Raw genomic sequence first — 23,264 nt, 5'->3', positions numbered from 1 at the left:
GGCATGAGACTGGTCACGACTCCGCGAGTGGAACTGTTGCGCGAACTGCGGGCTGAGATCCTCCACAACTATCGGGTCGGCCGGGTGATCGTCGGCGTCGACGGGATCAGCGGTTCGGGAACGGCCGCGTTCGCTGATGACCTGGCCGAGGTGTTCCGTGAGGATGACCGCGCCGCGTTCCGGGCATCGATCGACGACTTCCATCGCCCGCGTGAGGAACGGTACGCGCGCGGTCGGGCCTCCGCCGAGGGGTATTACCTCGACTCGTTCGATTACTCACTGTTCCGCCGGGTACTCGTGGAACCGTTCCGTCTCGCCGGGAGTGCCGGGTTCCAGCTCGTCGGCTTCGACGAGCAGCGGAACGTGGGCGAGGAGATGCGCTGGGTCACCGGCCCCAAGGACGCCATCCTCATCGTCGACGGGGCGTTCCTGCTGCGGCCGGAGCTGCGGGGCATCTGGCACTACTCGATCCTGCTCGATGTACCGGTCGCCGAGGCGTACCGCCGCCTGCAGGCGTCGATCGGGGCAGACCCGCGACCGGATGCCGCGTCCAACGCCCGTTACGTCGGCGGGCAGAAGCTCTACGCGGCAGACGCGACACCGCGCGCCCACGCTTCGGTCGTGATCGACAACGCGGACGAGGCGCACCCGACGCGACAGTTCCTCGACAGCTGCTGAGCGGCATCCGCTCGCCGTACTGCGGCGAGAGCAGCACCCGCTGGATGCGTTTTCATCCACTGCGGACGGTTTCACGCGGCACGCCGGATGAAACCGACCGCATCGGGTGAAAACGTGGCGGCGGTCAGCGGGCAAGCCGCTCGAGGACCTCGGTCGGGCTCAGAAACATGCCCGTTCGCTCCACCTCGTGCACGAGCTCCGTGAGCGCCGCGTTCACCGGGGCGTCACGCCCGGCCAGCCGCGCCTCACGCACGACCGCACCGTTGAGGAAGTCGATCTCGGTGCGCTGCCCGCGCTTGAGCGACTGCAGCGTCGATCCCGGGTTCGGCACCGACCCCATACGCGCCGCGAACCGCAGCGGCAGCATCTGGCCGAGCAGCGCAGGCACCCGGGCGAACAGCCGCAGGTTGCGGTCGCTGAGCCCCTGCAGCGACCCGAAACGGATGCCCCTGGCAACGCCAACGCGGACGGCCTCCCGCATGCTCCTCGTCATCACCATCCGCAGACCACGGTCGGCGATCACCTCCTGCACGCTCCTGCCGGTGATCGCGGGAAGCGCGTTGAGCTGGTTCACGATCAGCTTCGTCCACTGCGCACCGACGAAGTTGCCGATCGCCTCGGCGGGGAACGCGGGCGCCAGTTCAGCGGTGAACCGCCGAACTTCGGCATCCGGCTCACCGGCCCCTCGACCGATGTAGGTCGGGGCGGGCGTGGTCACCGTCACCGACCCGGGCTCGAGATAGGACGCCGCGATGATCGACAGGGCACCGAAGCACGAGGATGTCGGCAGCGCCGCGCGTGCAGCGGATACACCGTCGAGCCCGTTCTGCACGACCAGAACCGGGATGCCGTCAAGCGTGCGGCCATGCTCCGCGAGCGCCGCGGCGGCATCCTGCGCCTTCACCGCCAGGATGGCGAGTTCCGCCGGCGTGTCGAGTGCGGGGACCGCAACGAGCTGTCGGGTTCTCCAGTCGCCGAAGCCGCCGGTGAGCCGCAGTCCGGAGGCCGTGATCGCGTCGAGCTGCGCGCCTCGAGCGACGAGGACGACCTCGTGCCCGGCCCGATCGAGCAGGGCGGCAAAGGTGCAGCCGAGTGCCCCGGCTCCGATCACGGCGATTCGCATTCCGCCAGCCTACGATCCCCGCCGTCGCCCGCTCGCACCGACCGCCTGTGGGAAGATGGTCTGTCGTCAGCAAGCAAAGGGAGTGCAGTGAGTTCCGGAATCCTCCTCGTGGACAAACCCCAGGGGATCACGAGCCACGATGTGGTCGCACGCACCCGCAAACTGGCAGGAACCCGCCGGGTCGGGCACGCCGGAACGCTCGATCCGATGGCGACGGGCCTGCTCATCCTCGGTGTGAACGCATCCACCCGGTTGCTGACCTTCGTGGTCGGTCGCGACAAGGAATACGTCGCAACCATCCGCCTTGGCCAGTCGACGACAACCGATGACGCCGAGGGGGACATCGTCGAGACCGCGAACACGGATGCCGTCGGCGCGATTTCGGATGCCGCCATCGCCGACGGGATCAGCGAGCTCACCGGCGACATCAGCCAGATCCCGTCGAGTGTCAGCGCCATCAAGGTCGACGGCAAGCGCGCGTATGCCCTCGTGCGCGCGGGCGAGACCGTCGAGCTGAAATCCCGCCCGGTCACCGTCTCCGCCTTCGAACTGCTGGAGCGCCGCGACGCCGCTGGCACCATCGATCTCGACGTGCGGGTCGAATGCTCCACCGGCACCTACATCCGCGCCCTCGCGCGCGACCTCGGAACGGCGCTCGGGGTCGGCGGTCACCTCACGGCGTTGCGCCGCACCAGGATCGGACCGTTCGACGTCGCCAATGCACCAACGCTCGACGACCTCGACGTTGCCGCCAGCCTCGTCGCACCGGCCGACGCGGCATCCGTTCTCTTCCCTGCCATTCCGCTGACCGAGAGCCAGGCCGTCGACCTCGGTCACGGCAAACGGCTCGACGCAAGCGCCCTCGCACTGCCAGGCGAGCCCGGTCAGGACGGGCTCTACGCCGCTGTCGCACCCGACCGCCAGCTCGTCGGCCTGGTCCGCATCACCGGTGGTGTGGCGAAAAGCGCGGTGAACTTTCCCGCGGATCCGACGGCGGTTGTTCCGGGCGGGGGAGCAGCATGATCGTCTGGTTCACGACGGCGCAGGTCGCGGTCGCCGTTCTCGCCGGGCTGCTGTGTCTCGCGCTCGGATTCGCAGGTCGCAAGCCCAGCGACCTGTCGCTCGGGGCACTCGCCGTCGTCGAACTCCTGTTGATCGCGCAACTGATCGCCGCGATCGTCGCGCCTGCGGTGGGCAACGAACCGGTCGGGAACATGCTCGAGTTCTACACCTACCTCGTGTCGGCATTGATCCTCCCGCTCGCAGCCGCATTCTGGGCGCTCATCGACCGGACCAGATGGAGCACGGTGATACTCGGCACCGCCGCCCTCGCCATCGCCGTCATGGTCTACCGGATGCAGGAGATCTGGGTCACGCCGCTCGGCTGAGCGGCTCGGGATCATGCAGCGATGGCGAATACACTGGGAACGTCATGATGAACAACACTGAGACGGCTCCGACGGCACACCCGACCCCGGAGGCGCAGCCGACTCGGATCTCGGGCATCGGGCGTGTCCTCGTCGCCGTCTACGGCGTCCTCGCCCTCGCGGCGACCGGCCGGTCGTTCGTTCAGATCGTCGGCAAGTTCTCGGAAGCGCCGCTCGCATACACGCTCTCGGCCCTCGCCGCCGTCGTCTACATCGTCGCGACCGTCGCGCTCATCCGGAGCGGCTCCGGCTGGTATCGCGTGGCGTGGATCGCCATCGGTTTCGAAATGCTCGGCGTGCTCGTCATCGGCCTGCTCAGCGTTTTCGACCCGCAGCTCTTCCCGCACGACACGGTGTGGTCGTACTTCGGCCGCGGCTATCTATTCATTCCGCTCGTCCTCCCGATTCTCGGCCTGTGGTGGCTGGCTCGACACCGTCCGGCTCGAGCCGCATGATCACGTTCTCCTCCCTCTCCGACGTCCCCGGCAGCTTCGGCCCGTCGGCTGTGACGATCGGCAAGTTCGACGGTGTCCACGCCGGACACCGGGCCGTCATCACCCGACTGCGCGAAGCCGCAACGGCCGAACAGCTTCAGTCGGTCGTCGTGACCTTCGACCGGCATCCGCTCGCGTTCCTCGCGCCGGAGAAGGCGCCTCCCGCCCTCGTCGGCCGGGACCAGAAACTCGACTTGCTCGCGAGCACGGGGGTCGACGCCACCCTGATTCTCCCGTTCGATCGCGAACTGGCGTTGCAATCCGCGGAGGACTTCGTCACGGGCATCCTCGTCGAGGCTCTCGCCGCACGACGGGTCCTCGTCGGCAGCGACTTCCGGTTCGGCCACAGGGGCGCAGGCGACGTGGCCCTCCTGACGGAACTCGGCCGCAGCCACGGTTTCACCGTCGAGGTCATCGACGATGTCATGCCGAAGGACGGCAGGCGCGTGTCATCCACCTGGATCCGGGAACTGCTCGCAGAGGGGCGGGTGGCGGATGCCGCTTCTCTCCTTCAGCATGCACCGTGCGTTCGCGGGATGGTCGTGCACGGTGCCAAACGTGGCCGGGAACTCGGGTACCCGACGGCGAACCTGTCACCTGCCAGCGAGGGGCTCATTCCAGCCGACGGCGTCTACGCCGGCTGGCTGCAGGTCGGGAACGTTCGGTACCCGGCAGCGATCTCGGTGGGAAACAACCCGACGTTCGACGGTGTCGCGCAGAAGCAGGTCGAAGCGTACGTTCTCGACGAGGACATCGACCTGTACGACCAGATCGTCGACGTGCAGTTCGTCGAACGGATCCGGGGCATGGTCGCGTTCACGGGCATCGAGCCGCTCATCGTCCAGATGGGCGACGATGTCGAGCGGGTCCGCCAGCTTCTTTCCTGAGCTCAGGCCAACCCGGGAGTCGGCGCTGGAGCGAATATGTTCGAGGGTTCGGGCGGTTGCATCGCCTTGCGCCCGTTGAGGAACAGGACGATGCTCGCGGCATCCGCGACGATCTCGGAACCCGAACCGATTCGCCAGCCGGCGTCGAGCGCGACGAGGGTTCGGTGCCTGAGCAGCGCCCGCGTCGACCGCTGCGCCTTCAGCGCGCTCATCGTCGCGACCCGGTGCGTCGTCTCGGCGGCGAAGGGCAGCGTCACCTGGAGCGGGTGCAGCGCGTCGTAGCCGTGGATGACCACTTCTGCGAGCTCGCCGATGTTGACCCGGCCACGGCCCGCCGCTCGGTCTTTCGCGATCGCGCGCAGTTCCCGCCGAAGTTCATCGGTACCACCACTGTCTGCGATGCCGCGCGCGATGTCGTCGAAGGACTCCATCGGGTTGAGGTGATGCCCGGCAACGGATGCCCGTACCACGTCAGTCGCGAGTCTCGCCGACCCGGTCCCCACCCGCCAGACGAGGTGTGCGATCGTGTCCTTCACGCTCCAGCCGTCGCACAGGCTCGGCGCGGCCCACTGCGACGCCGTGAGTGAATCGAGCCCGCCGGCGACGACCTCGAGCGCTTCAGCCAACCGGGCGCCGCGGGAGGAATCTGACTGCTGGGAGGAAGAATCGAACTCGGGCATAGCCTCACCCTAGGCCCGGACGTCGCCGCGGTCGAGGCCCGCCGAGCCTAAGCTGGGTAAGTGAATCCCGCCGCGCACCGACCCCTGCTGGCGGGTCGTCTCCTCGCCTTCATCGGCATCATCCTCGTCGCTGCGAACCTCCGCACGGCGGTCAGTTCGCTCTCGCCGATCCTCGCGCGGGTCTCCGAGGAGATCCCGCTGAACCCGCTCGCGATCGGGTTGCTGGGGGCTCTGCCTCCGATCTGCTTCGCCGTTTTCGGCATCGTCACACCGATGCTCGTCCGCCGGTCCCGGCTCGAACTCGTGCTCATCGGCAGCCTCGTCGCCATCCTGCTCGGTCATCTCCTCCGCGGCTCCGCGACGAACGTCGGCTTTCTCATTCTCGGAAGCATTTTCGCTTTCGCCGGGCTCGGCGTCGGAAACGTGCTCTTGCCGCCGCTCGTCAAGAAATACTTCCCCGACAGGATCGGGCTGCTCACCGCGCTCTACGTCACAACGATCTCAGTCAGCACGTTCATCCCGCCGCTCATCGCCGTTCCGGTTGCGGATGCCTCCGGCTGGCGGGTCTCGCTCGGCATGTGGGCGGTCTTCGCGGTGCTCGCAATGATCCCGTGGATCGGGGCGCTCGCCCGCGGCATCCACCTGGATCGTGGCATCCCCGTCGAGGAGGCCCGCGCGGATGTCGTACGGAACCTGTGGAAGTCGCCCCTCGCGTGGGCGCTCGCCGCTGTTTTCGGTCTGTCTTCCCTCAACGCCTACGCCATGTTCGCCTGGCTCCCGGTGATGATCCAGGAGATCGCCGGAGTCGACGAGGCGACCGCCGGAGCCCTCCTGTCTGTTTTCGCCTTCATGGGATTCCCGGCCGGGCTCCTGATTCCGCTGATCGCCGCACGGATGAAGAATGTCGCCGTCCTCGTCTACGTCGCCGTCGGCTGCTTCGTGATGGGCTACTCCGGGTTGCTTCTGGCGCCCGCGGTGGCACCGGCACTGTGGGTCGCGCTGGCCGGACTCGGACCGATCCTGTTTCCCCTCGCTCTTGTGCTCATCAACCTCCGCACCAGGACGCACCAGTCGGCGATCGCCCTCAGTGGTTTCGTGCAGAGCATGGGCTACGTTCTGGGCGCGATGGGGCCGCTTGCGTTCGGGATCCTCCATGACCTCACCGGCAGCTGGAGCGCTCCGCTGATCCTGCTCATCGTTCTGGCGCTCGGCGGAATCGCTGCCGGTGCCATCGTCGCGCGGGGCAAGATGCTCGAAGACGGGGCGTGACTCCAACATTCGCTGATGATTTTCCGGCGCTCTGCTCATATGAGCAAAAAGGGCTACGAGTGTTGAAATGAGCACGGGGGCAACCTACGCTGGTCGAAGCGAGAGGAGAGCCGTGGAAATCACCGATAACGACGAGTTGCTGTCCATCCGTGCCGCCGAACTCTATTACGACGAGAACAAGACGCAGGACGAAGTCGGCGCCATACTCAAGCTCACCCGCTGGAAGGTCGGCCGTCTCCTCGCCTCGGCGAAGGACAAGGGCTTCATCCGGATCGAGATCGTTCACCCACGAGCGCGGCGCCTGTCCCTCGAACGCGCGATCAAGGAACGATTCTCGCTCGCCGACGCGATCGTCGTTCCCACAGCCGGAACCCGGGGGCAGGACGACCTTCGGGCGCGAGCGGCCCAGGGTGCCGCTGACTACCTTGCGAGCCTTCGCCCTGTTCCCCGTACCCTCGGTATCAGCTGGGGTCGTACCCTCCATGACGTGGCCGAGCATCTCGCCGAAGGGTGGGCAACCGGAGTCAACGTCGTTCAGATCAACGGCGGCGTGAGCGTCAACCAGCGGGCGGGAACCGCGGCCGCCACCGCCTTCGAGATCGCGCGGAAAGCATCCGGTCAGGCGACCCTGCTGCCGAGCCCCGCGATTCTGGAGCGGCTGGAAACCAAGCAGAGCATCGAGTCCGACCGGACCGTAGCCGGCGTCCTGACAATGGCGGCCAACGCGTCGGCGTACCTTTACAGCGCAGGCGTCGCCGGCGCTGACTCCGCCCTGGTCGAGAGCGGATACCTCACGAGTGGCGACGTCGACGAACTTGTGCGCCGCGGCGCGGTCGGTGACGTTGTCGGTCGTTATATCGACGCGGCAGGCATGATCGTTGACCCGTCGCTCGACGAGCGCACCGTCGGCATGAGTCTCGATGCCCTCCGCAGCGCGGAGACGAGCATCGCTGTGATCGCCGGTGAGGGCAAGCATGCCGTCGCTCGTGCGGTCGTCACGAGCGGGCTCTGCACGGTACTCGTCACCGACGAGGGCACCGCCCTCGACCTGCTCGACACGAACTTCCCGGCCTGACCCGGCCGGTATACAGGAGGAATCCATGACAGAAACCCAGAAGGCCCTCGTTCCGAGGCCGACAGCGCTCGAGCTGTTCGACGGACCGGTGACCGACGCGAGCCTGCGCCGCTACCTCGAGGGCATCCCCGGCGTCGACGCCGTCGGGCTTGAACAGCGAGCAGCGAATCTCGGTTCCCGCTCGATCAAGACGACCTCGAAGAAGTGGGCGCTCGACAAGATCATCGAGCTGATCGACCTCACAACGCTCGAGGGAGCAGACACCCCCGGCAAGGTCCGGTCGCTCGTCGCCAAGGCCATCACCCCGGATGCTTCGGACTCGTCGACGCCGCGGGTCGCCGCCGTCTGTGTGTACGGCGACATGGTGCCGTACGCCGTCGAGGCGCTCGGTGTGCACCACGCCAAGGGCACCGACTCCGGCATCAACGTCGCCGCTGTGGCGACGGCGTTCCCGTCCGGACGGGCGTCGCTCGCGATCAAGCTGAGCGACACCGCCGACGCCGTCGACGCTGGAGCAGACGAGATCGACATGGTCATCGACCGTGGCGCGTTCCTCTCCGGCCGGTACGGCCAGGTCTACGACGAGATCGTCGCCGTGAAGGAGGCGTGCCGCCGCTCGGACGGCAGCTACGCCCACCTCAAGGTCATTCTCGAGACCGGCGAACTCAACACCTACGACAACGTGCGTCGGGCGTCCTGGCTCGCGATCCTCGCTGGCGGCGACTTCATCAAGACGTCCACGGGCAAGGTCGCGCCAGCTGCCACACTCCCGGTCACGCTCTCGATGCTCGAAGTGGTGCGCGACTGGCACCGCCTCACCGGCGAGAAAATCGGCGTGAAGCCGGCCGGAGGCATCCGCACCTCTAAGGACGCCATCAAATACCTGGTCACCGTTGCCGAGACCGTCGGCGAGGAGTGGCTCCAGCCGCACCTGTTCCGGTTCGGGGCCTCGAGCCTGCTGAACGACGTGCTGCTCCAGCGACAGAAGATGACCACCGGGCACTACTCCGGCGCCGACTACGTCACGATCGATTAAGGATGACAATGAGCTTTCTGGACTACGCACCGGCCCCCGAGTCGACCGCGATCCTCAACCTGAAGAGCGACTACGGTCTGTTCATCAACGGCGAATTCGTGGACGGCCACGGAACTCCGTTCGCCACCATCTCGCCGGCCACCGAGAAGACGATCGCGACGATCGCGTCGGCCAACGATGAAGACGTCGACCGCGCTGTCGCCGCCGCACGTCGTGCCTACGACAAAACCTGGTCACGGATGTCCGGCGCGGACCGAGGCAAGTACCTGTTCCGCATCGCGCGACTCGTCCAGGAGCGCGCCCGCGAGCTCGCGGTGGCCGAGAGCCTCGACAACGGCAAGCCGATCAAGGAGAGCCGCGACGTCGACGTTCCGCTCGTCGCCGCGTGGTTCTTCTACTACGCCGGTTGGGCAGACAAGCTCGACTACGCCGGTGCCGGCGCGAACCCCGCATCGCTCGGTGTTGCCGGGCAGATCATCCCGTGGAACTTCCCTCTGCTCATGCTCGCGTGGAAGATCGCTCCCGCACTCGCCGCCGGGAACACCGTCGTTCTGAAGCCTGCAGAGACGACGCCGCTCACCGCGCTGCTGTTCGCCGAGATCCTGCAGCAGGCCGACCTGCCGCCCGGAGTCGTCAACATCGTCACCGGAGCAGGTGCGACCGGTTCCGCGATCGTCAACCACCCGGATGTCAACAAGGTCGCGTTCACCGGTTCGACCAACGTGGGCCGCGGCATCGCCAGGGCCATCGCTGGAACCGACAAGCGCGTCACCCTCGAGCTCGGTGGAAAGGCCGCGAACATCGTCTTCGACGACGCGCCGATCGACCAGGCCATCGAGGGCATCGTCAACGGCATCTTCTTCAACCAGGGCCACGTCTGCTGCGCCGGATCCCGGCTCCTCGTGCAGGAGAGCATTCACGACGAGGTCGTCGACCGGCTCAAGGAGCGACTGTCTACGCTGCGCCTCGGCGACCCGCTCGACAAGAACACCGACATCGGAGCCGTCAACTCGGCAGCCCAGCTCGACCGCATCCGCACCCTCAGCGACATCGGCGAGGCCGAGGGCGCCGAGCGGTGGAGCCCGGATTGTGTCATTCCCACCGACGGATTCTGGTTCCCGCCGACCATTTTCACGAACGTGTCGACGAGCCACAGGATCGCCCGCGACGAGGTCTTCGGCCCGGTTCTCTCCGTGCTCACCTTCCGCACTCCCGCCGAAGCGATCGCCAAGGCGAACAACACGCCGTACGGTCTGTCTGCCGGTATCTGGAGCGACAAGGGCAGCCGCATCCTCGCGGTCGCCGACAAGCTCCGCGCCGGCGTGATCTGGGCGAACACCTTCAACCGATTCGACCCGGCCAGCCCGTTCGGTGGTTACAAGGAGTCCGGCTACGGTCGCGAGGGTGGCCGCCACGGTCTCGCCGCGTACCTCAAGCCGGCAGGAACCGCCCGTACCGTCACCGCATCACCCGCATCGGATGCCACGGATTCCGCCATCACGACGACAAAGGAAAGCGCCAAATGAGCCGCCTCGCCGTACCCAAGACGTACAAGCTCTACATCGGGGGAAAGTTCCCCCGCTCGGAGTCCGGCCGCACCTACGAGGTCGTGACGAAGAGGGGCGCGTTCCTGGCGAACGCCGCGAAGGCATCCCGTAAGGACGCCCGTGACGCGGTCGTCGCCGCTCGATCCGCGTTGTCCGGCTGGGCAAATGCCACCCCGTACAACCGGGGCCAGGTGCTGTACCGCATCGCAGAACTGCTCGAAGGGCGTCGCGCCCAGTTCGTCGACGAGATCGTTTCGTCCGAGGGGGTCTCGGCATCGGCTGCGACCCGTCAGGTGGACGAAGCCATCGACCGCTGGGTCTGGTACGCCGGCTGGGCAGACAAGTACGTTCAGGTCACGGGAAACGCGAACCCGGTTTCGGGCCCGTACTTCAACCTCTCGGTTCCTGAACCGACCGGTGTCGTCGCGATCGTCGCGCCGCAGGACTCGTCGCTGCTCGGGCTCGTGAGTGTCGTCGCTCCCGCGCTCGTCGCCGGAAACACTGTTGTCGTCATCGCATCGGAGCGCCTGCCGCTCTCCGCGATCAGCCTCTCCGAGGTTCTCGCGACGAGCGATGTGCCCGGGGGAGTCGTCAACATCCTCACCGGGTCTGCCGGCGAGATTACGCCGTGGCTCGCGTCGCACGCCGACGTCAATGCGCTCGACCTCACCGGTGCGGCCGCACTCGACTGGGTCGACCTGGAGATTGCCGCCGCCGACACGCTCAAGCGAGTGCTCCGGCCCGAGGGCGGCACGGACCTCGCCGCGCCGAGCCTCGACCGGATCACGGCGCTGACCGAGACCAAGACGGTGTGGCACACAAAGAGCTTGATTTAGGGGTGCGGGGCTGAGGAGTGTCTGCTCCTCAGCCCAGCGGGTGGCTGGTCGGGGCGAACGGTCCCTCAGGGTCGTTCGTCGAGGCCGCGAGTGACCTTTTCGGACCGATCGGTTGTGCGAGTGACCCTTTGGGACCGATCGATGTGCCGAATCGCCACAATTCGTCGCTCGCATGAGCTTTGAACGACAACGTGTGGTGAATCGGCCCGGTCTTCAGCGTTTTGCGGTGAATCGATCGGTGCGTCAACGGGCTGGGGGCGCTCCGCGGTGTGTGGCAGGGTGTCCGCATGGAAGACGAAACCCGCGCCACCGATATCAGCGAAAGGTACACGCGCTTTGCGGAGGTCGAAGCCGCCCCGCGCTCACCGCTGTATGCCGGGTGGGCGCGTGGCGTGGCATCCGACGACGATGTGATCGCCCGGATCTCGACGCTTCCGACCCTCAAGCAACAGGCGAATCTCGTGTTTGCGAGTGCTCGATTCGCCGGCATTCCGCCCGAGCCGTGGGCCGGGGTCCGCGACTCCCTCCTTGAATCGTGGGATGCCATCGCGGCGTTCGCTTTCGACCGGAGTACCCAGACCAACGAAGCCAGGCGGCTCGCGACCCTGCTGCCCGCGTTCGGTTCGGCTGCGTCGGATGTCGCCCTGATCGAGGTGGGTGCGTCTGCGGGACTGTGTCTGCACCCCGATCGCTGGCGCTACGACTTCGGAGACGGACGCGGAGTGGGCAGCAGTGGCGCACCCGTGCTCAGCACTCGGGCGAATCGGGCAACGCCGATTCCCGCGCGCCTTCCGCGAGTGGGATGGCGAGCCGGCATCGACCTCAATCCGCTCGACGTGTCGAAGGACGAGGACCTGCGCTGGCTCGAAACCCTGATCTGGCCCGTCGGCGACGGCGATGAAGACGCCGAGCGACTCGACCGCCTCCATGCGGCCGCGGATATCGCCCGATCGGACCCACCGCGCGTCGTGCAGGGAGACCTGCTCTCAGATACGAAAGACCTCATCGCAGAAGCATCGCGGAACGCATCAGAAGTGATCGTGTTTCACTCCGCGGTGCTCGCCTACCTGACCGCGAACGACCGCCAGACTTTCGCCGACCACATGGCGGAGTCCGGCGTCACCTGGATCGCGAACGAGGGAATCGGGATCGTGGCAGGGACCGAGAACACAGCAGCGGATGCTCCGGATGGTGCGTTTGTGATCACGCGAAACGCCGAGCCGGTCGCCTTCGCCGACCCCCACGGAGCATGGCTCACCTGGCTCGAGCCCTGACTCACCCGATCGATTCGCCCCAAAACGCGCTTCCGCCGGCAGATGAGCGACACTGTGGGCGAACTCGATCCTCCGACCGGCACTTTGGGCGAACTGGAGGCTCCGGGGTATGCCGAGCGAAGAGATGGTGAGTTCGCGCAGTTCGTCACCGAGGCGGCGTCCCGGATGCTCCGTGCCACCACTCCACGGGGGAAAGAGGACGGGGAGGAAAAACGTCCCCCGCACTGGGGTCTGAATCCATCGACGAAAGATAACAAAACGGTAACGGTGCTCTCGTAGAGTGAAGGCACACCCATTTCTGCCCGAAAAGGAACAGGTGGTCAATGACGACAACCAGAACGCATCGCACCGCTGTCTTCCCCCTGGGGGTCAGCCTTCTCGCTGCGGCCGCGATAGTCCTGATGCTCCTGGTCAATCCGGCCGGAACGCCGGTCTACGCGAGCGACATGTTCGGCTCGCTGCGCCAACCGGGCGAGCCCGCCTTCGTCGCCGGTCATCGGGGCGACCGGTCCACTGCTCCGGAGAACACGATGGCAGCACTCAGGAACGCCATCGCCTCTCCGCTGGAATTCGTGGAAACGGACGTGTCGCGATCGTTGGATGGCGTTCCGGTGCTGTTCCACGACCGCACTCTCAAGCGGACAACGAATGGGACAGGTCCCCTCGCCGAAAGGACACTCGCGGAGCTCAGGCAACTCGACGCCGGGTCCTGGTACTCGTCGACGTTCACCGGGGAGAAAATCCCTACCCTCGAGGAATTCCTGACAATTCTCGCACCGACGGAAAAGAAGGCTTTGCTCGAGCTCAAGGGCTTATGGGCGGTCGGGGACCTGGCCGTCGTCACCGATTTGATCGAACGCTTCGAGCTGGACGACAGGATCATCTTCATGAGCTTCAACCTGGGTTCGCTGTCGAGCGCCGCCGACCTCGCACCAGCGACACCGCGGGTGGCGATAGCCAAGTCGCCTCCAGACGACGTCGTCGGGTTCGCCCGGTCATTCCGGGTCATCGGCATCGTGACCCGGGCCAAGGTGATCGAAGAGCGCCCCGAAATTGTCGACGACATGCATGCCGCGGGCCTCGGCGTGATGGTCTACACGCTGAACTCCACGAAGACCTGGGCGCAGGCGCGGGCACTCGGCGTCGACGGGATCATCACCGATAAGCCATCGAGCCTGGATCGCTGGCTTGCCGAAAACGCGCCGGGTACCTGAATTTGCCAACGATACCCCCTAGGGGTATCGTCGAGCCCGGGTGCGGATCCGCTCCTGGGAGGGCGACATGGTCGAAAATACGGCAACACTCGAGATCACCGGGATGACCTGCGCGAGCTGCGTCGCCCGCGTCGAGAAACGTCTGGGCCGTCTCGACGGCGTCGAGGCGGAGGTCAATCTCGCGACCGAGAAAGCGAGCGTGCGTTTCCCGGACGCCGTCACGACCGACGACCTCCTCGCTGCGGTCGCCGCTGCCGGGTACTCGGCCGCCGTCGTCCCGGAGAAGCGGCAGCGGGCATCCGCTCCGACCGACAGCGCAGACGGAACCGTCCCGCTCAGCACACGCCTTCTCGTGAGCGCTGCGCTCAGTGTTCCGGTGATCCTGCTCGCGATGGTCCCCGCGTGGCAATTTCCGTATTGGCAGTGGGTTTCGCTTGTGCTTGCGATTCCTGTCGTCGCGTGGGGCGGGTATCCGTTCCATCGCGCGACATGGGTCAACCTGCGCCACGGCGCCCTCACCATGGACACCCTCATCAGTCTCGGCACCGGGGCTGCGTTTCTCTGGTCGGTCTGGGCCCTCTTCTTCGGCACAGCAGGTATGCCGGGGATGACGCATGAATTCCGGTTGTTCACCCCAGACGCGGATGCCACGTCCGCCATCTACCTCGAAGTCGCGGCGGGCGTCACCGTCTTTCTCCTCCTCGGCCGGTACCTTGAACAGCGCGCCAAGCGGACGGCTGGAGCCGCTCTTCGTGCACTGCTCGAACTCGGCGCGAAGGATGTCACGGTGTTGCGTGTCGAGGACGGCATCGACGTCGAGCGCACGGTTCCGATCGACGATGTCACCGTCGGGGATCGCTTCATCGTCCGCCCGGGGGAGAGGATCGCGACCGATGGAGTGATCGAATCCGGCACCGCGAGCGTTGACGCGAGCATGCTGACCGGAGAATCCATCCCCGTCGACCTTGTGGCCGGAGACGCAGTGACCGGCGCGACGATCGCGAGCGGCGGGCACCTGATCGTGCGTGCCACCAGGGTCGGAAGCGACACCCGTCTGGCGCAGATGGCCCGGCTCGTCGAGGCGGCGCAACTGGGCAAGGGGCGCGCGCAGCGACTCGCCGACCGGATCTCCTCCGTCTTCGTGCCTGTCGTAATCGTGCTTGCCGTTCTCGTTCTGGTCGCCTGGGTGCTCACGGGCAATCCGCTCTCGTCTGGTTTCACCGCCGCCGTCGCCGTTCTCATCATCGCGTGCCCGTGCGCCCTCGGGCTGGCGACGCCGGTCGCCCTGCTCGTCGGCACGAGCAGGGGTTCCCAGTCGGGCATTCTCATCACCGGGCCGGAGGCGCTGGAGAACGCTCGCGGCATCGACACCGTCGTCCTCGACAAAACCGGAACCGTCACCACCGGGGTGATGACGCTCGGGCGCGTCACAGCCACCGACGATTCCGCGCTGCGGCTCGCGGCGTCCCTGGAAGCGTCGTCGGAGCATCCGATCGCCCGGGCAATCGTTGAGGGTGCCGCGGAAGAGAAGCTTTCTCCCGTCACCGGTTTCGCCGCGTCGTCCGGTCTGGGCGTCACCGGAACCGTCGACGGGGTGCGTGTGGTCGTCGGCAGGCCCGCCTTTGCGGCTGAGAACGGGAGCGTCATGCCCGAGTTGCTCGCGACCGCGGTCTCGGAGGCCGAGGACGCTGGAGCCACGGCCGTCGTCGTCGGCTGGGATGGTGCCGTGCGCGGGGTGTTCACCGTCTCCGACCGGGTGAAGCCGGGCGCCCGTGCGGCCATCGATCGATTGCGCAGGCAGGGACTCGCCCCGGTTCTGCTCACTGGAGACAACGAGCGCGCCGCGAACCGAGTCGCCGCTGAAGTCGGAATCGACCGGGTGATCGCCGGAGTGCTGCCCGAACAGAAGGTCGACGAGATCCGGCGGCTGCAGGCTGAAGGGCACAGGGTCGCCATGGTCGGCGACGGGGTCAACGACGCCGCAGCGCTCGCCACCGCGAACCTCGGGCTCGCCATGGGCACCGGAACGGATGCCGCGATGTCGGCGGCGGACATCACCCTCGTTCGCGCGGAACTCGGGGCTGTGGCGGATGCCATCGCGTTGTCCCGCAGAACCCTCGGCACCATCTCCGGCAACCTGTTCTGGGCCTTCGCCTACAACGTCGCGGCTCTTCCGCTCGCGGCGTTCGGATTGCTCAACCCGATGATCGCCGGCGCGGCCATGGCTTTCTCGAGTCTGTTCGTCGTACTGAACAGTTTGCGACTGCGCCGGTTCACGCCCGGAGGCTGACGTTCCACGGCACCACGCCGTGCGCGAAATCCTGCGGGATCACAGGCGCCCATGCCCTACAATTGGTATGCGCCCGCTTTTCGCGGTGTGTCGATCCGCACAATTCTCGCGTTGATCGGCCACCGAACCAGCGCCCGCATGTCTCGGCCACCGGCATCCGCCTGGTCATTCGACTGCTCAGGAGGAGCATGCCGCACACCGGTACACGACGTTCATCCGGCCGACAGGGCACTCGCGGCTCATCGTCACGGAGTTCTCAGTCGCGCAATTCACCGTCGCGTCACGACGACGAAGCTCCCATCATCCCGATCCTCGCCCGCAAGGTGCGCGAGGTCGAGGCGAAGGCCCAGAAGGGCAAAGTCGGGCCGACCAACCGGACCAAATTCCAGGTCATCGCGTTCCTCGTTCGTGAGGAACGCGCCAAGGTGAAGGCAGACAAAGACCTCAGCGACGCGTCACGGGTCGAGCTGCTCAAACGCCTCGACGGAGTCGCGACGATCCTGGCCAAGACAGCCGCCCGCGACACCTCGCTCATCACGCTTCTCGAAGCGGATGCCGCGACGACCCCGGTCGCGCAGAAGCTCCGCCGCGACTGGCTCCTGGAGTCCGGCGCTGAGCTCAGCCCCGACGAACTGATCATCACCACGAACAAACCCGCCGTTGAAGAGGTCGTCCCGGCGGAACTCGCCGAGAAGCAGGTCATCCCGCAGTCCGTGAAGTCACGACTGCTCGCCAACCCGTTCCTGGCTCCAGACCTCGACAAGCCGGTGCCGCCGCAGCCCGTCCGCGGACGCCTCGGCAACTGGGAGCTGATGGGACCGCTGTACAAGGCATTCGAGCAGGGGTCAGGCGGCCGAGCCGCAAGCATGGACCTGCCCGAAGCACCGAAGATCGATCGGCTCTCGCCGAAAAACCTCGAGATCATGCGTCACCAGGCCCGCTTCGTCGAGGCGGTGCGCGGTGGTCACCGCACGTTCCTGCTCGCCGACGAGCCAGGCCTCGGGAAGACCGCGCAGTCGGTTCTCGCCGCCTCCGTCGCGAACGCGTACCCGCTCCTCGCCGTCGTGCCGAACGTCGTGAAGATGAACTGGGCGCGAGAGGTCGAGCGTTGGACCCCGAACCGCCGCGCCACCGTCGTGCACGGAGACGGTCGCGACCTCGACGCGTTCGCCGACGTCGTCATCGTCAACTACGAGGTCCTCGACCGCCACCTCGCGTGGCTCGGTACCCTCGGGTTCAAAGGCATGGTCGTCGACGAAGCTCACTTCATCAAAAACCTTCACTCGCAGCGGTCACAACACGTTCTGTCGCTCGCGAACCGGATCCGCAAGCAGACGCCAGGCGGTAACCCGCTCCTCATGGCCCTCACCGGAACCCCTCTGATCAACGACGTCGAAGACTTCAACGCCATCTGGCAGTTCCTCGGCTGGACGCAGGGCGACAAGCCCGCGCCCGCGCTCATGGAAAAGCTTGAAGAAACCGGCCTCACTCCGGCCGAACGCGAGTTCTACCCGGAGGCCCGCAGCGCGGTCATCGACATGGGGATCGTTCGTCGCCGCAAGGTCGACGTCGCCAAGGACTTGCCGTCCAAGATGATCGCCGACATGCCAGTCGAACTCGACGACGACCTCGGCCGGTCGATCCGCGATGCTGAACGCGAACTCGGTGCGAGGCTCCTCGCAAAGTACCGCCGGATCCTCGAAGCCCGCGGAGAGCGTGCCTCGTTCGCCGGCGGCCCGGACACCGACATCATGCGGCTCGTCGCACAGGGAGAACTCGACGAATCCAAAGCGTCGGGCGGGGCAGAGAACGTGTTCACCATGGTGCGCAAGATCGGGCAGGCGAAGGCGGTGCTGGCATCCGACTACACCGCACAGCTGGCCCACTCGGTCGGCAAGGTCGTCTTCTTCGCCAAGCACATCGATGTCATGGACACCGCTGAGCAGGTCTTCGCCGGTCGTGGGCTTCGCACCGTCTCCATCCGTGGAGACCAGTCGACCCCCGCCCGCCAACTGGCGATTGACGCGTTCAACAACGATCCCGGCGTCGCTGTCGCCGTCTGTTCGCTCACGGCGGCCGGTGTCGGCCTCAACCTGCAGGCAGCATCGAACGTCGTACTCGCCGAGTTGAGTTGGACGGCGGCGGAGCAGACCCAGGCGATCGACCGCGTTCACCGTATCGGCCAGGAGGAGCCGGTCACCGCGTGGCGGATCATCGCAGCGCACACCATTGACGCCAAGATCGCCGAACTCATCGACAGCAAGCAGGGTCTCGCCGCTCGCGCACTCGACGGCAGCGATCAGGAGATCGAGTCGAGCGACTCCGTGCAGCTCAACGCGCTCATCGCGCTGCTCCGCGACGCTCTGGAGGCGTAGCGGTGGCGAAGGCAGTACCCGCGAGACCGGACTTCACCCGCCCGGCCCTCGCCCCTGGCATCCTCGCCGGCATCGTCCTGTTCGTCGGCGTCGCTCTGATCGACAGCACGTGGTTCATCGTCGTGCATTACGTCGTCACCGTGCTGGCCGTGATCATCGCGTGGTTCGCGATTCAGGCACGCATGTGGTGGTGGCTGCTCGTGCTCGTGCCGATCATCGTGCTGTGGAACCCGGTTCTCCCGCTCGGGTTGAGCGGGGTCGGCTGGATGTCCGCACAACTGATCGCGCCGATTCTCTTCGTCGCTGCGGGACTGATGATCCGGGTCCCGGTGTCCGCGAGCGGTGCAGCCGCGCGCTGACAACGATCGAGCGCGCTGCTACGCCCCGGGTTCCGGCGTGAGGTCTTCTGCCTCTTCCGGGGTCCCAGCGTCCACAGCGGGGTTCTCCGCAACCCGGTCGGCGTCCTCGCCCGTGTCCTCGGCGACCGCTCCGCCTCCGTCACCCGTTCCCGGGTCGTCGGCGACGATGTCTGCGTCCTGAGGAATCGAGAAGTCGCTGAGAGGGTCGTTGCTTTCGGTGTGTGTCATGGCTCGAGGCTACGCCCGCGACCGGCGTGCACCAAGGGCCTTGCGCTCGTGCTCGCCGGTCAGGCGCCGAGGGCGGCCTTCACCGCGAGAAGCGACGGGTTCGTCGCAGACGTGCCATCCGGATAGATCACCGTGGGAACGGTCTGGTTGCCGCCGTTGAGACTCGCGACGAGCTCTGCCGTACCGGGAACCTCTTCGATGTTCACCTCGGTGTACCCGATTCCGGCTTTGTCGAGCTGTGACTTCAAACGGCTGCAATAGCCGCACCAGGTGGTCGAGAACATTGTGATCGTGCCGTCGGCGGGAACGAAGTCCATGGGGAAAATCCTTTTCGGGTGAGGCGACTCGGGGCGCGGAGGATGCAGGCCAGCAGAGTGACCTCGTCTCACGCTATCCTCGATGCAGCAACGTCGCTGCCCTTTTCATTCCCCCGGATCCACGAGGAAACCTAACTTATGCGAATTGGTGTGCTCACCAGCGGCGGCGATTGCCCCGGCCTGAATGCTGTCATCCGAGGTGCTGTGCTCAAGGGCACAAAGATCCACAACCAGGAATTCGTGGGAATCCGCGATGGCTGGAAGGGCGTTGTCGAAGGTCTGACCATGCCGCTTGACCGTCACAGCGTCCGCGGCCTCGGCAAACAGGGTGGCACCGTCCTCGGCACGAGCCGCACCAACCCGTTCGAAGGACCCCACGGCGGGCCGGAGAACATTCAGGCGACGCTCGACCGCCTCGGAGTGAACGCGCTCATCGCCATCGGTGGCGAGGGAACCCTGGCGGCCGCGAAGCGGTTGACGGATGCCGGCCTCAAGATCGTCGGCGTGCCCAAGACGATCGACAACGACCTCGACGCCACCGACTACTCGTTCGGCTTCGACACCGCCGTCGAAATCGCCACCGAGGCGATCGACCGGCTCCGCACAACGGGAGAGTCTCACCGCCGCTGCATGGTCGTCGAGGTGATGGGCCGTCACGTCGGCTGGATCGCATTGCACGCAGGCATGGCCGCGGGTGCCCACGCCATCCTCATTCCCGAGCAGCCGCAGTCGGTCGACCAGATCTGCGCCTGGGCCAAGAGCGTCGGCGACCGGGGCCGCGCCCCCGTGATCGTCGTGTCGGAGGGATTCACCCTCGACACCATGGAGAGTGCGCACTCCGAGAAGGGTCTGGACGCGTTCAACCGCCCCAGACTCGGCGGCATCGCGGACGTTCTCGCCCCGATCATCGAGGAACGCACGGGCATCGAGTCCCGCGCGACCGTGCTCGGCCACCTGCAGCGCGGAGGTGTCCCGAGTGCATACGACCGGGTGCTTGCCACCCGTCTCGGCATGGCCGCGATCGACTCCGTCATGAAGGAAGAGTGGGGCACCATGGTTTCGCTTCGCGGAACCGACCTCGTCAACGTCCCGTTCGAAGACGCCCTCGGCGGGCTCAAGACGGTGCCGCAGGAACGCTACGACGAGGCCGCGATTCTCTTCGGTTAAGCCAACCCGAGTACGTCCAGCACCCACGCCAGTTCGAAGGCACGTTCGCGCCATGCGTTGTACCGTCCGCTCACTCCGCCGTGCCCCGCGCTCATCTCGATCTTGAGCTGCACAGGAGCACCCACGTCCCGGAGCCGCGCGACCCACTTCGCCGGTTCCACGTAGAGCACGCGGGTGTCGTTGATGCTCGTCACCGCCAGAATCCGCGGGTAGGTGACGTCGTCACGCACGTTCTCGTACGGCGAGTACGACTTCATGTATGCGTACACCTCGGGATTCTCGAGCGGGTTGCCCCACTCGTCCCACTCGATCACGGTCAGCGGAAGATCCGGATCGAGGATGCTCGTGAGCGGGTCGACGAAGGGAACCTCGGCGAGGATTCCCGCGAACAGCTCCGGTGCGAGATTCGCGACAGCACCCATCAGGAGACCGCCGGCGCTCCCGCCCTCGGCGACGAGGGCATCCGGCGTCGTGTATCCCGCGTCGATCAGGTGCCTTGCAGACGCGACGAAGTCCGTGAAGGTGTTCTTCTTGGTGAGCGTCTTGCCATTCTCGTACCAGGCACGGCCGAGTTCTCCTCCGCCGCGTACGTGGGCGATCGCGAAGGTCACGCCACGGTCGAGGAGGCTCAGCCGGGCGATCGACATCGCCGGGTCCATGCTCGCCTCGTACGAGCCGTAACCGTAGAGCAGGAGCGGTGCCGGTCGCGGCGTTCCCCGCTTCCAGACCAGCGAGATCGGCACGAGGGTGCCGTCCTCCGCCGTCGCCCACTCGCGAGCCTGCTCGTAGTCGCCTGGCGAGTATCCACCGAGCACCGGCTGCTGCTTGAGCTGCGTGAGTTTCTGGGTCGCGACGTCGAGGTCGTACACGGTCGCTGGGGTGACGAGCGAGCCGTAGCTGAGGCGGACGTTCGGCTGTTCCCACTCGGGGTTCGCCGACGCGCCAACCGTGTACAGGGGCTCGTCGAACGAGACCTCGTGGATATCGATCGCTTCCGGAGAAGTGACCCCGTCCAGCACGGTGATGCCTAGGCGGGAGAGACCCTCGCGCCGGTAGCCGAACACGAGGTGGCCGGCGAACGCTTCGACGTCCTCGAGCCGCGCCTCGTCACTGTGGGCACGCACGACCGTTGCATCCTGTGGGCCGGTGCCCGTGGCATCCGGTCGAACGGCGACGAGTTCGAAGTTGGGAGCGCCCGAGTTGTGCAGCACGAGGAGCCAGTCCTCGCCACCGATCACGGCGTGCTCGACCGAATACTCGACGTCGTCCTGGCGCGGCCAGAGGACGCGGGGCTCGGTCGTGGCATCCTGCCCGTCGATCAGGAGCCATTCGCTCGTGACGCTCGACGACACCACGACGACGATGTAGCGGGCGCTGCGGGTCACGCCGACACCGACCCAGAACCGCTCGTCAGGCTCTGAGAGGATCACGACGTCTGCGCGGGTCGGCGTCCCGACCTCGTGCCGCCAGAGCGTGTCAGGGCGCCACGACTCGTCGACCGTCGTATAGAACACGAAACGACCGTCGGGGGAGAAGGTGGCCCCGTGCGACGTGTTGTGGATTTCGTCCGGGAGGTCCTCGCCGGTCAGAAGGTTGCGGATTCGGAGAGTGAACCGTTCGTCGCCTTCGGTGTCGACCGCCCACGCGAGCAGTTCGCCGTCGCGGGAGACGTCGAATGACCCGAGTGAGAAGAAGTCGTGGCCTTCGGCTTCGACGTTCCCATCAAGAAGAACCTGTTCGCCGGGGACGTCGACGCCAGGGGTGAGAACAGGGGGAGCCCAGTCGTCGGCGTCGGTGATCGGCGCGCGGCAGTGAATGCCGTATTCCTTTCCCTCGACGCTGCGGCCGTAGTACCACCAGTCGCCTTCGCGCACAGGAACACTGAGATCCGTCTCGAGGGTTCGGTCCTTGATCTCACCGAAGATCTGCTGACGCAGTCCGTCGAGGTGGGCGTTCTCCTGCTCGGTGTACGCGTTCTCCGCGGTGAGGTGGGTGACAACGTCGTCGCTGTCCTTGTTGCGGAGCCATTCGTAGTTGTCGATCACCCGGTCGCCGTGGTGAAGCCGTTCGGTGGGACGAATCGCCGCGCGCGGCGGCACAAGAGAAGCCATGCCCCAACGCTACCGGCGTAGGGTCGGGGCATGAGCACAATGCGAACTCTCCCGCTGTCCGACGGCAACTCCATTCCCTCGATCGGGTTCGGAACCTACCCGATGAAGGGTCAGGAGGCGACGGATGCTGTCGCCAGCGCACTCGACATCGGCTATCGGTTGATCGACACAGCGGTCAACTACGGCAACGAGGATGCTGTCGGCGCGGCAATCCGCAAATCCGACCTGCCGCGCAATGAAATCATCGTCACGACCAAACTGCCCGGCAGAGACCACGGCTACGACGAGACCCTCCGCTCCTTCGACGCGTCGATCGCGGCGCTCGGCGTGGACACCATCGACCTGCACCTCATCCACTGGCCGAACCCCGGTGTCGGCAAGTACACGGAGTCATGGAAGGCGATGGTGCAGCTGCAGAAGGAACATCGGATTCGCTCGATCGGAGTCTCCAACTTCACCCGCGACTTCATCCAAAGACTGGGTGCTGAGACGGGTGTGCTTCCGGCGGTCAACCAGATCGAGCTCCACCCGTACTTCCCGCAGGAAGCGCTCGTCGCCTTTCATGCAGAACACGGCATCGTGACCGAGGCGTGGAGCCCGCTCGGCAAACGGGCGGCGCCGTACTCGGAGCCCCTCATCGAAGAGATCGCGACAGCCCATGGCATCAACGCCAGCCAGGTCGTGTTGCGCTGGCACGAGCTGCGCGGCGTCGTTCCGATCCCCAAGTCGGCGAACCCGGACCGTCAGCGGCTCAACTTCGAGATTCCCGAGGTCGAGCTGAGCAGGGAGGAGATGGCGGCGATCACCGGACTGGGTCGAGTGGACGGCCGACTCTTCGGCGGCGACCCGAACTCTCACGAAGAGATGTAGGCCTTCT

Annotated in this window: 22 protein-coding genes; 17 read left to right on the top strand and 5 right to left on the bottom strand. The window is 66.3% G+C overall.

Translation table 11 applies throughout. The annotated features are described in order from the left end of the window. Positions 1-3: 3 nt before the first annotated feature. Positions 4-678: a nucleoside/nucleotide kinase family protein gene (locus D9V29_RS11530; protein ID WP_121673467.1), complete on the top strand. Its 675-nt coding sequence runs from the start codon at positions 4-6 to the stop codon at positions 676-678. 124 nt (positions 679-802) lie between these two features. Here D9V29_RS11530 and D9V29_RS11525 read toward each other — a convergent pair whose 3' ends face one another. Then, complete coding sequence (locus D9V29_RS11525; protein WP_121673488.1) at positions 803-1,801, bottom strand: ketopantoate reductase family protein; 999 nt, start codon at positions 1,799-1,801, stop codon at positions 803-805. Positions 1,802-1,888: 87 nt separating this feature from the next. Between D9V29_RS11525 and truB the strand changes: the two genes are divergently transcribed. The 4 genes from truB to D9V29_RS11505 are packed head-to-tail and all read left to right on the top strand — an operon-like array spanning position 1,889 to position 4,609. Then, complete coding sequence (truB, locus tag D9V29_RS11520; protein ID WP_229790546.1) at positions 1,889-2,824, top strand: tRNA pseudouridine(55) synthase TruB; 936 nt, start codon at positions 1,889-1,891, stop codon at positions 2,822-2,824. Beyond that, the gene (locus tag D9V29_RS11515; RefSeq protein WP_121673466.1) at positions 2,821-3,189 is read left to right on the top strand and encodes a hypothetical protein; all 369 of its coding nucleotides are present in this window, start codon (positions 2,821-2,823) and stop codon (positions 3,187-3,189) included. Before truB ends, D9V29_RS11515 begins: the two co-directional genes overlap by 4 nt. 47 nt (positions 3,190-3,236) lie before the next feature. Further along, a complete protein-coding gene (locus D9V29_RS11510) occupies positions 3,237-3,683 on the top strand; it encodes a hypothetical protein (RefSeq protein WP_183084994.1) in 447 nt (148 codons plus the stop codon). Continuing rightward, positions 3,680-4,609, top strand: a complete 930-nt coding sequence (locus tag D9V29_RS11505) for a bifunctional riboflavin kinase/FAD synthetase (protein ID WP_121673464.1) — start codon at positions 3,680-3,682, stop codon at positions 4,607-4,609. Before D9V29_RS11510 ends, D9V29_RS11505 begins: the two co-directional genes overlap by 4 nt. A 2-nt stretch (positions 4,610-4,611) precedes the next feature. Here D9V29_RS11505 and D9V29_RS11500 read toward each other — a convergent pair whose 3' ends face one another. After that, positions 4,612-5,289, bottom strand: a complete 678-nt coding sequence (locus D9V29_RS11500) for a maleylpyruvate isomerase family mycothiol-dependent enzyme (protein ID WP_121673463.1) — start codon at positions 5,287-5,289, stop codon at positions 4,612-4,614. 60 nt (positions 5,290-5,349) lie between these two features. Between D9V29_RS11500 and D9V29_RS11495 the strand changes: the two genes are divergently transcribed. From D9V29_RS11495 to D9V29_RS11445, 10 genes are all read left to right on the top strand, one after another. Then, complete coding sequence (locus tag D9V29_RS11495; protein WP_121673462.1) at positions 5,350-6,558, top strand: CynX/NimT family MFS transporter; 1,209 nt, start codon at positions 5,350-5,352, stop codon at positions 6,556-6,558. A 112-nt stretch (positions 6,559-6,670) separates the two neighbouring features. Beyond that, the gene (locus tag D9V29_RS11490) at positions 6,671-7,633 is read left to right on the top strand and encodes a sugar-binding transcriptional regulator (RefSeq protein ID WP_229790545.1); all 963 of its coding nucleotides are present in this window, start codon (positions 6,671-6,673) and stop codon (positions 7,631-7,633) included. A gap of 25 nt (positions 7,634-7,658) precedes the next feature. Further along, positions 7,659-8,669, top strand: coding sequence for a deoxyribose-phosphate aldolase (deoC, locus tag D9V29_RS11485; protein ID WP_121673461.1), 1,011 nt, complete (start codon positions 7,659-7,661; stop codon positions 8,667-8,669). 8 nt (positions 8,670-8,677) lie between these two features. Beyond that, the gene (locus tag D9V29_RS11480) at positions 8,678-10,195 is read left to right on the top strand and encodes an aldehyde dehydrogenase family protein (protein ID WP_229790544.1); all 1,518 of its coding nucleotides are present in this window, start codon (positions 8,678-8,680) and stop codon (positions 10,193-10,195) included. Continuing rightward, entirely contained in the window at positions 10,192-11,052 is an 861-nt protein-coding gene (locus D9V29_RS11475; protein ID WP_121673460.1) for an aldehyde dehydrogenase family protein, read from the top strand. The genes D9V29_RS11480 and D9V29_RS11475 overlap by 4 nt, the downstream gene beginning before the upstream one ends. Before the next feature lie 287 nt (positions 11,053-11,339). Further along, entirely contained in the window at positions 11,340-12,326 is a 987-nt protein-coding gene (locus D9V29_RS11465; protein WP_147436269.1) for a DUF2332 domain-containing protein, read from the top strand. A gap of 323 nt (positions 12,327-12,649) precedes the next feature. Next, a complete protein-coding gene (locus D9V29_RS11460; protein WP_121673457.1) occupies positions 12,650-13,540 on the top strand; it encodes a glycerophosphodiester phosphodiesterase in 891 nt (296 codons plus the stop codon). Positions 13,541-13,607: 67 nt separating this feature from the next. After that, on the top strand, positions 13,608-15,830 hold the full coding sequence (locus tag D9V29_RS11455; RefSeq protein WP_121673485.1) for a heavy metal translocating P-type ATPase: 2,223 nt from the start codon (positions 13,608-13,610) through the stop codon (positions 15,828-15,830). Between the two features lie 188 nt (positions 15,831-16,018). Next, positions 16,019-18,205, top strand: a complete 2,187-nt coding sequence (locus D9V29_RS11450) for a DEAD/DEAH box helicase (RefSeq protein WP_121673456.1) — start codon at positions 16,019-16,021, stop codon at positions 18,203-18,205. Between the two features lie 2 nt (positions 18,206-18,207). After that, positions 18,208-18,564 carry a DUF6804 family protein gene (locus D9V29_RS11445; protein ID WP_121673455.1) on the top strand — a complete coding sequence of 119 codons (357 nt, stop codon included), beginning with the start codon at positions 18,208-18,210 and terminating at the stop codon, positions 18,562-18,564. Positions 18,565-18,582: 18 nt separating this feature from the next. Here the strand turns inward: D9V29_RS11445 and D9V29_RS11440 are convergent, their stop codons facing one another. Next, on the bottom strand, positions 18,583-18,792 hold the full coding sequence (locus tag D9V29_RS11440; RefSeq protein ID WP_121673454.1) for a hypothetical protein: 210 nt from the start codon (positions 18,790-18,792) through the stop codon (positions 18,583-18,585). 59 nt (positions 18,793-18,851) lie between these two features. Next, entirely contained in the window at positions 18,852-19,109 is a 258-nt protein-coding gene (locus D9V29_RS11435; RefSeq protein WP_121673453.1) for a mycoredoxin, read from the bottom strand. Between the two features lie 138 nt (positions 19,110-19,247). Between D9V29_RS11435 and D9V29_RS11430 the strand changes: the two genes are divergently transcribed. Beyond that, positions 19,248-20,276, top strand: a complete 1,029-nt coding sequence (locus tag D9V29_RS11430) for a 6-phosphofructokinase (RefSeq protein ID WP_121673452.1) — start codon at positions 19,248-19,250, stop codon at positions 20,274-20,276. On the opposite strand, the gene D9V29_RS11425 is transcribed toward D9V29_RS11430, so the two are convergent. Continuing rightward, positions 20,273-22,387, bottom strand: coding sequence for a S9 family peptidase (locus tag D9V29_RS11425; protein ID WP_121673451.1), 2,115 nt, complete (start codon positions 22,385-22,387; stop codon positions 20,273-20,275). The two genes, D9V29_RS11430 and D9V29_RS11425, sit on opposite strands and share 4 nt — an antisense overlap. Positions 22,388-22,417: 30 nt before the next feature. Between D9V29_RS11425 and D9V29_RS11420 the strand changes: the two genes are divergently transcribed. After that, positions 22,418-23,257 (top strand): aldo/keto reductase, encoded by an 840-nt coding sequence (locus D9V29_RS11420; RefSeq protein ID WP_121673450.1) that lies wholly within the window; start codon positions 22,418-22,420, stop codon positions 23,255-23,257. The last annotated feature ends 7 nt before the right edge of the window (positions 23,258-23,264 follow it).

It is taken from the genome of Mycetocola manganoxydans (assembly GCF_003667545.1).
Taxonomy (GTDB): Bacteria; Actinomycetota; Actinomycetes; order Actinomycetales; family Microbacteriaceae; genus Mycetocola_A; species Mycetocola_A manganoxydans.
Note: the sequence above shows the minus strand (reverse complement) of the source record. Positions and strands in the feature narration are given on the sequence as shown.

Coding starts and splice junctions, on each gene's coding strand:
- D9V29_RS11475 (WP_121673460.1), top strand. CDS start 10,192: ATGAGCCGCCTCGCCGTACCCAAGACGTACAAGCTCTACATCGGGGGA.
- D9V29_RS11435 (WP_121673453.1), bottom strand. CDS start 19,109: ATGGACTTCGTTCCCGCCGACGGCACGATCACAATGTTCTCGACCACC.
- D9V29_RS11500 (WP_121673463.1), bottom strand. CDS start 5,289: ATGCCCGAGTTCGATTCTTCCTCCCAGCAGTCAGATTCCTCCCGCGGC.
- D9V29_RS11440 (WP_121673454.1), bottom strand. CDS start 18,792: ATGACACACACCGAAAGCAACGACCCTCTCAGCGACTTCTCGATTCCT.
- D9V29_RS11450 (WP_121673456.1), top strand. CDS start 16,019: ATGCCGCACACCGGTACACGACGTTCATCCGGCCGACAGGGCACTCGC.
- D9V29_RS11480 (WP_229790544.1), top strand. CDS start 8,678: ATGAGCTTTCTGGACTACGCACCGGCCCCCGAGTCGACCGCGATCCTC.
- D9V29_RS11510 (WP_183084994.1), top strand. CDS start 3,237: ATGAACAACACTGAGACGGCTCCGACGGCACACCCGACCCCGGAGGCG.
- D9V29_RS11515 (WP_121673466.1), top strand. CDS start 2,821: ATGATCGTCTGGTTCACGACGGCGCAGGTCGCGGTCGCCGTTCTCGCC.
- D9V29_RS11420 (WP_121673450.1), top strand. CDS start 22,418: ATGAGCACAATGCGAACTCTCCCGCTGTCCGACGGCAACTCCATTCCC.
- D9V29_RS11425 (WP_121673451.1), bottom strand. CDS start 22,387: ATGGCTTCTCTTGTGCCGCCGCGCGCGGCGATTCGTCCCACCGAACGG.
- deoC (WP_121673461.1), top strand. CDS start 7,659: ATGACAGAAACCCAGAAGGCCCTCGTTCCGAGGCCGACAGCGCTCGAG.
- D9V29_RS11505 (WP_121673464.1), top strand. CDS start 3,680: ATGATCACGTTCTCCTCCCTCTCCGACGTCCCCGGCAGCTTCGGCCCG.
- D9V29_RS11460 (WP_121673457.1), top strand. CDS start 12,650: ATGACGACAACCAGAACGCATCGCACCGCTGTCTTCCCCCTGGGGGTC.
- D9V29_RS11455 (WP_121673485.1), top strand. CDS start 13,608: ATGGTCGAAAATACGGCAACACTCGAGATCACCGGGATGACCTGCGCG.
- D9V29_RS11430 (WP_121673452.1), top strand. CDS start 19,248: ATGCGAATTGGTGTGCTCACCAGCGGCGGCGATTGCCCCGGCCTGAAT.
- D9V29_RS11530 (WP_121673467.1), top strand. CDS start 4: ATGAGACTGGTCACGACTCCGCGAGTGGAACTGTTGCGCGAACTGCGG.
- D9V29_RS11525 (WP_121673488.1), bottom strand. CDS start 1,801: ATGCGAATCGCCGTGATCGGAGCCGGGGCACTCGGCTGCACCTTTGCC.
- D9V29_RS11465 (WP_147436269.1), top strand. CDS start 11,340: ATGGAAGACGAAACCCGCGCCACCGATATCAGCGAAAGGTACACGCGC.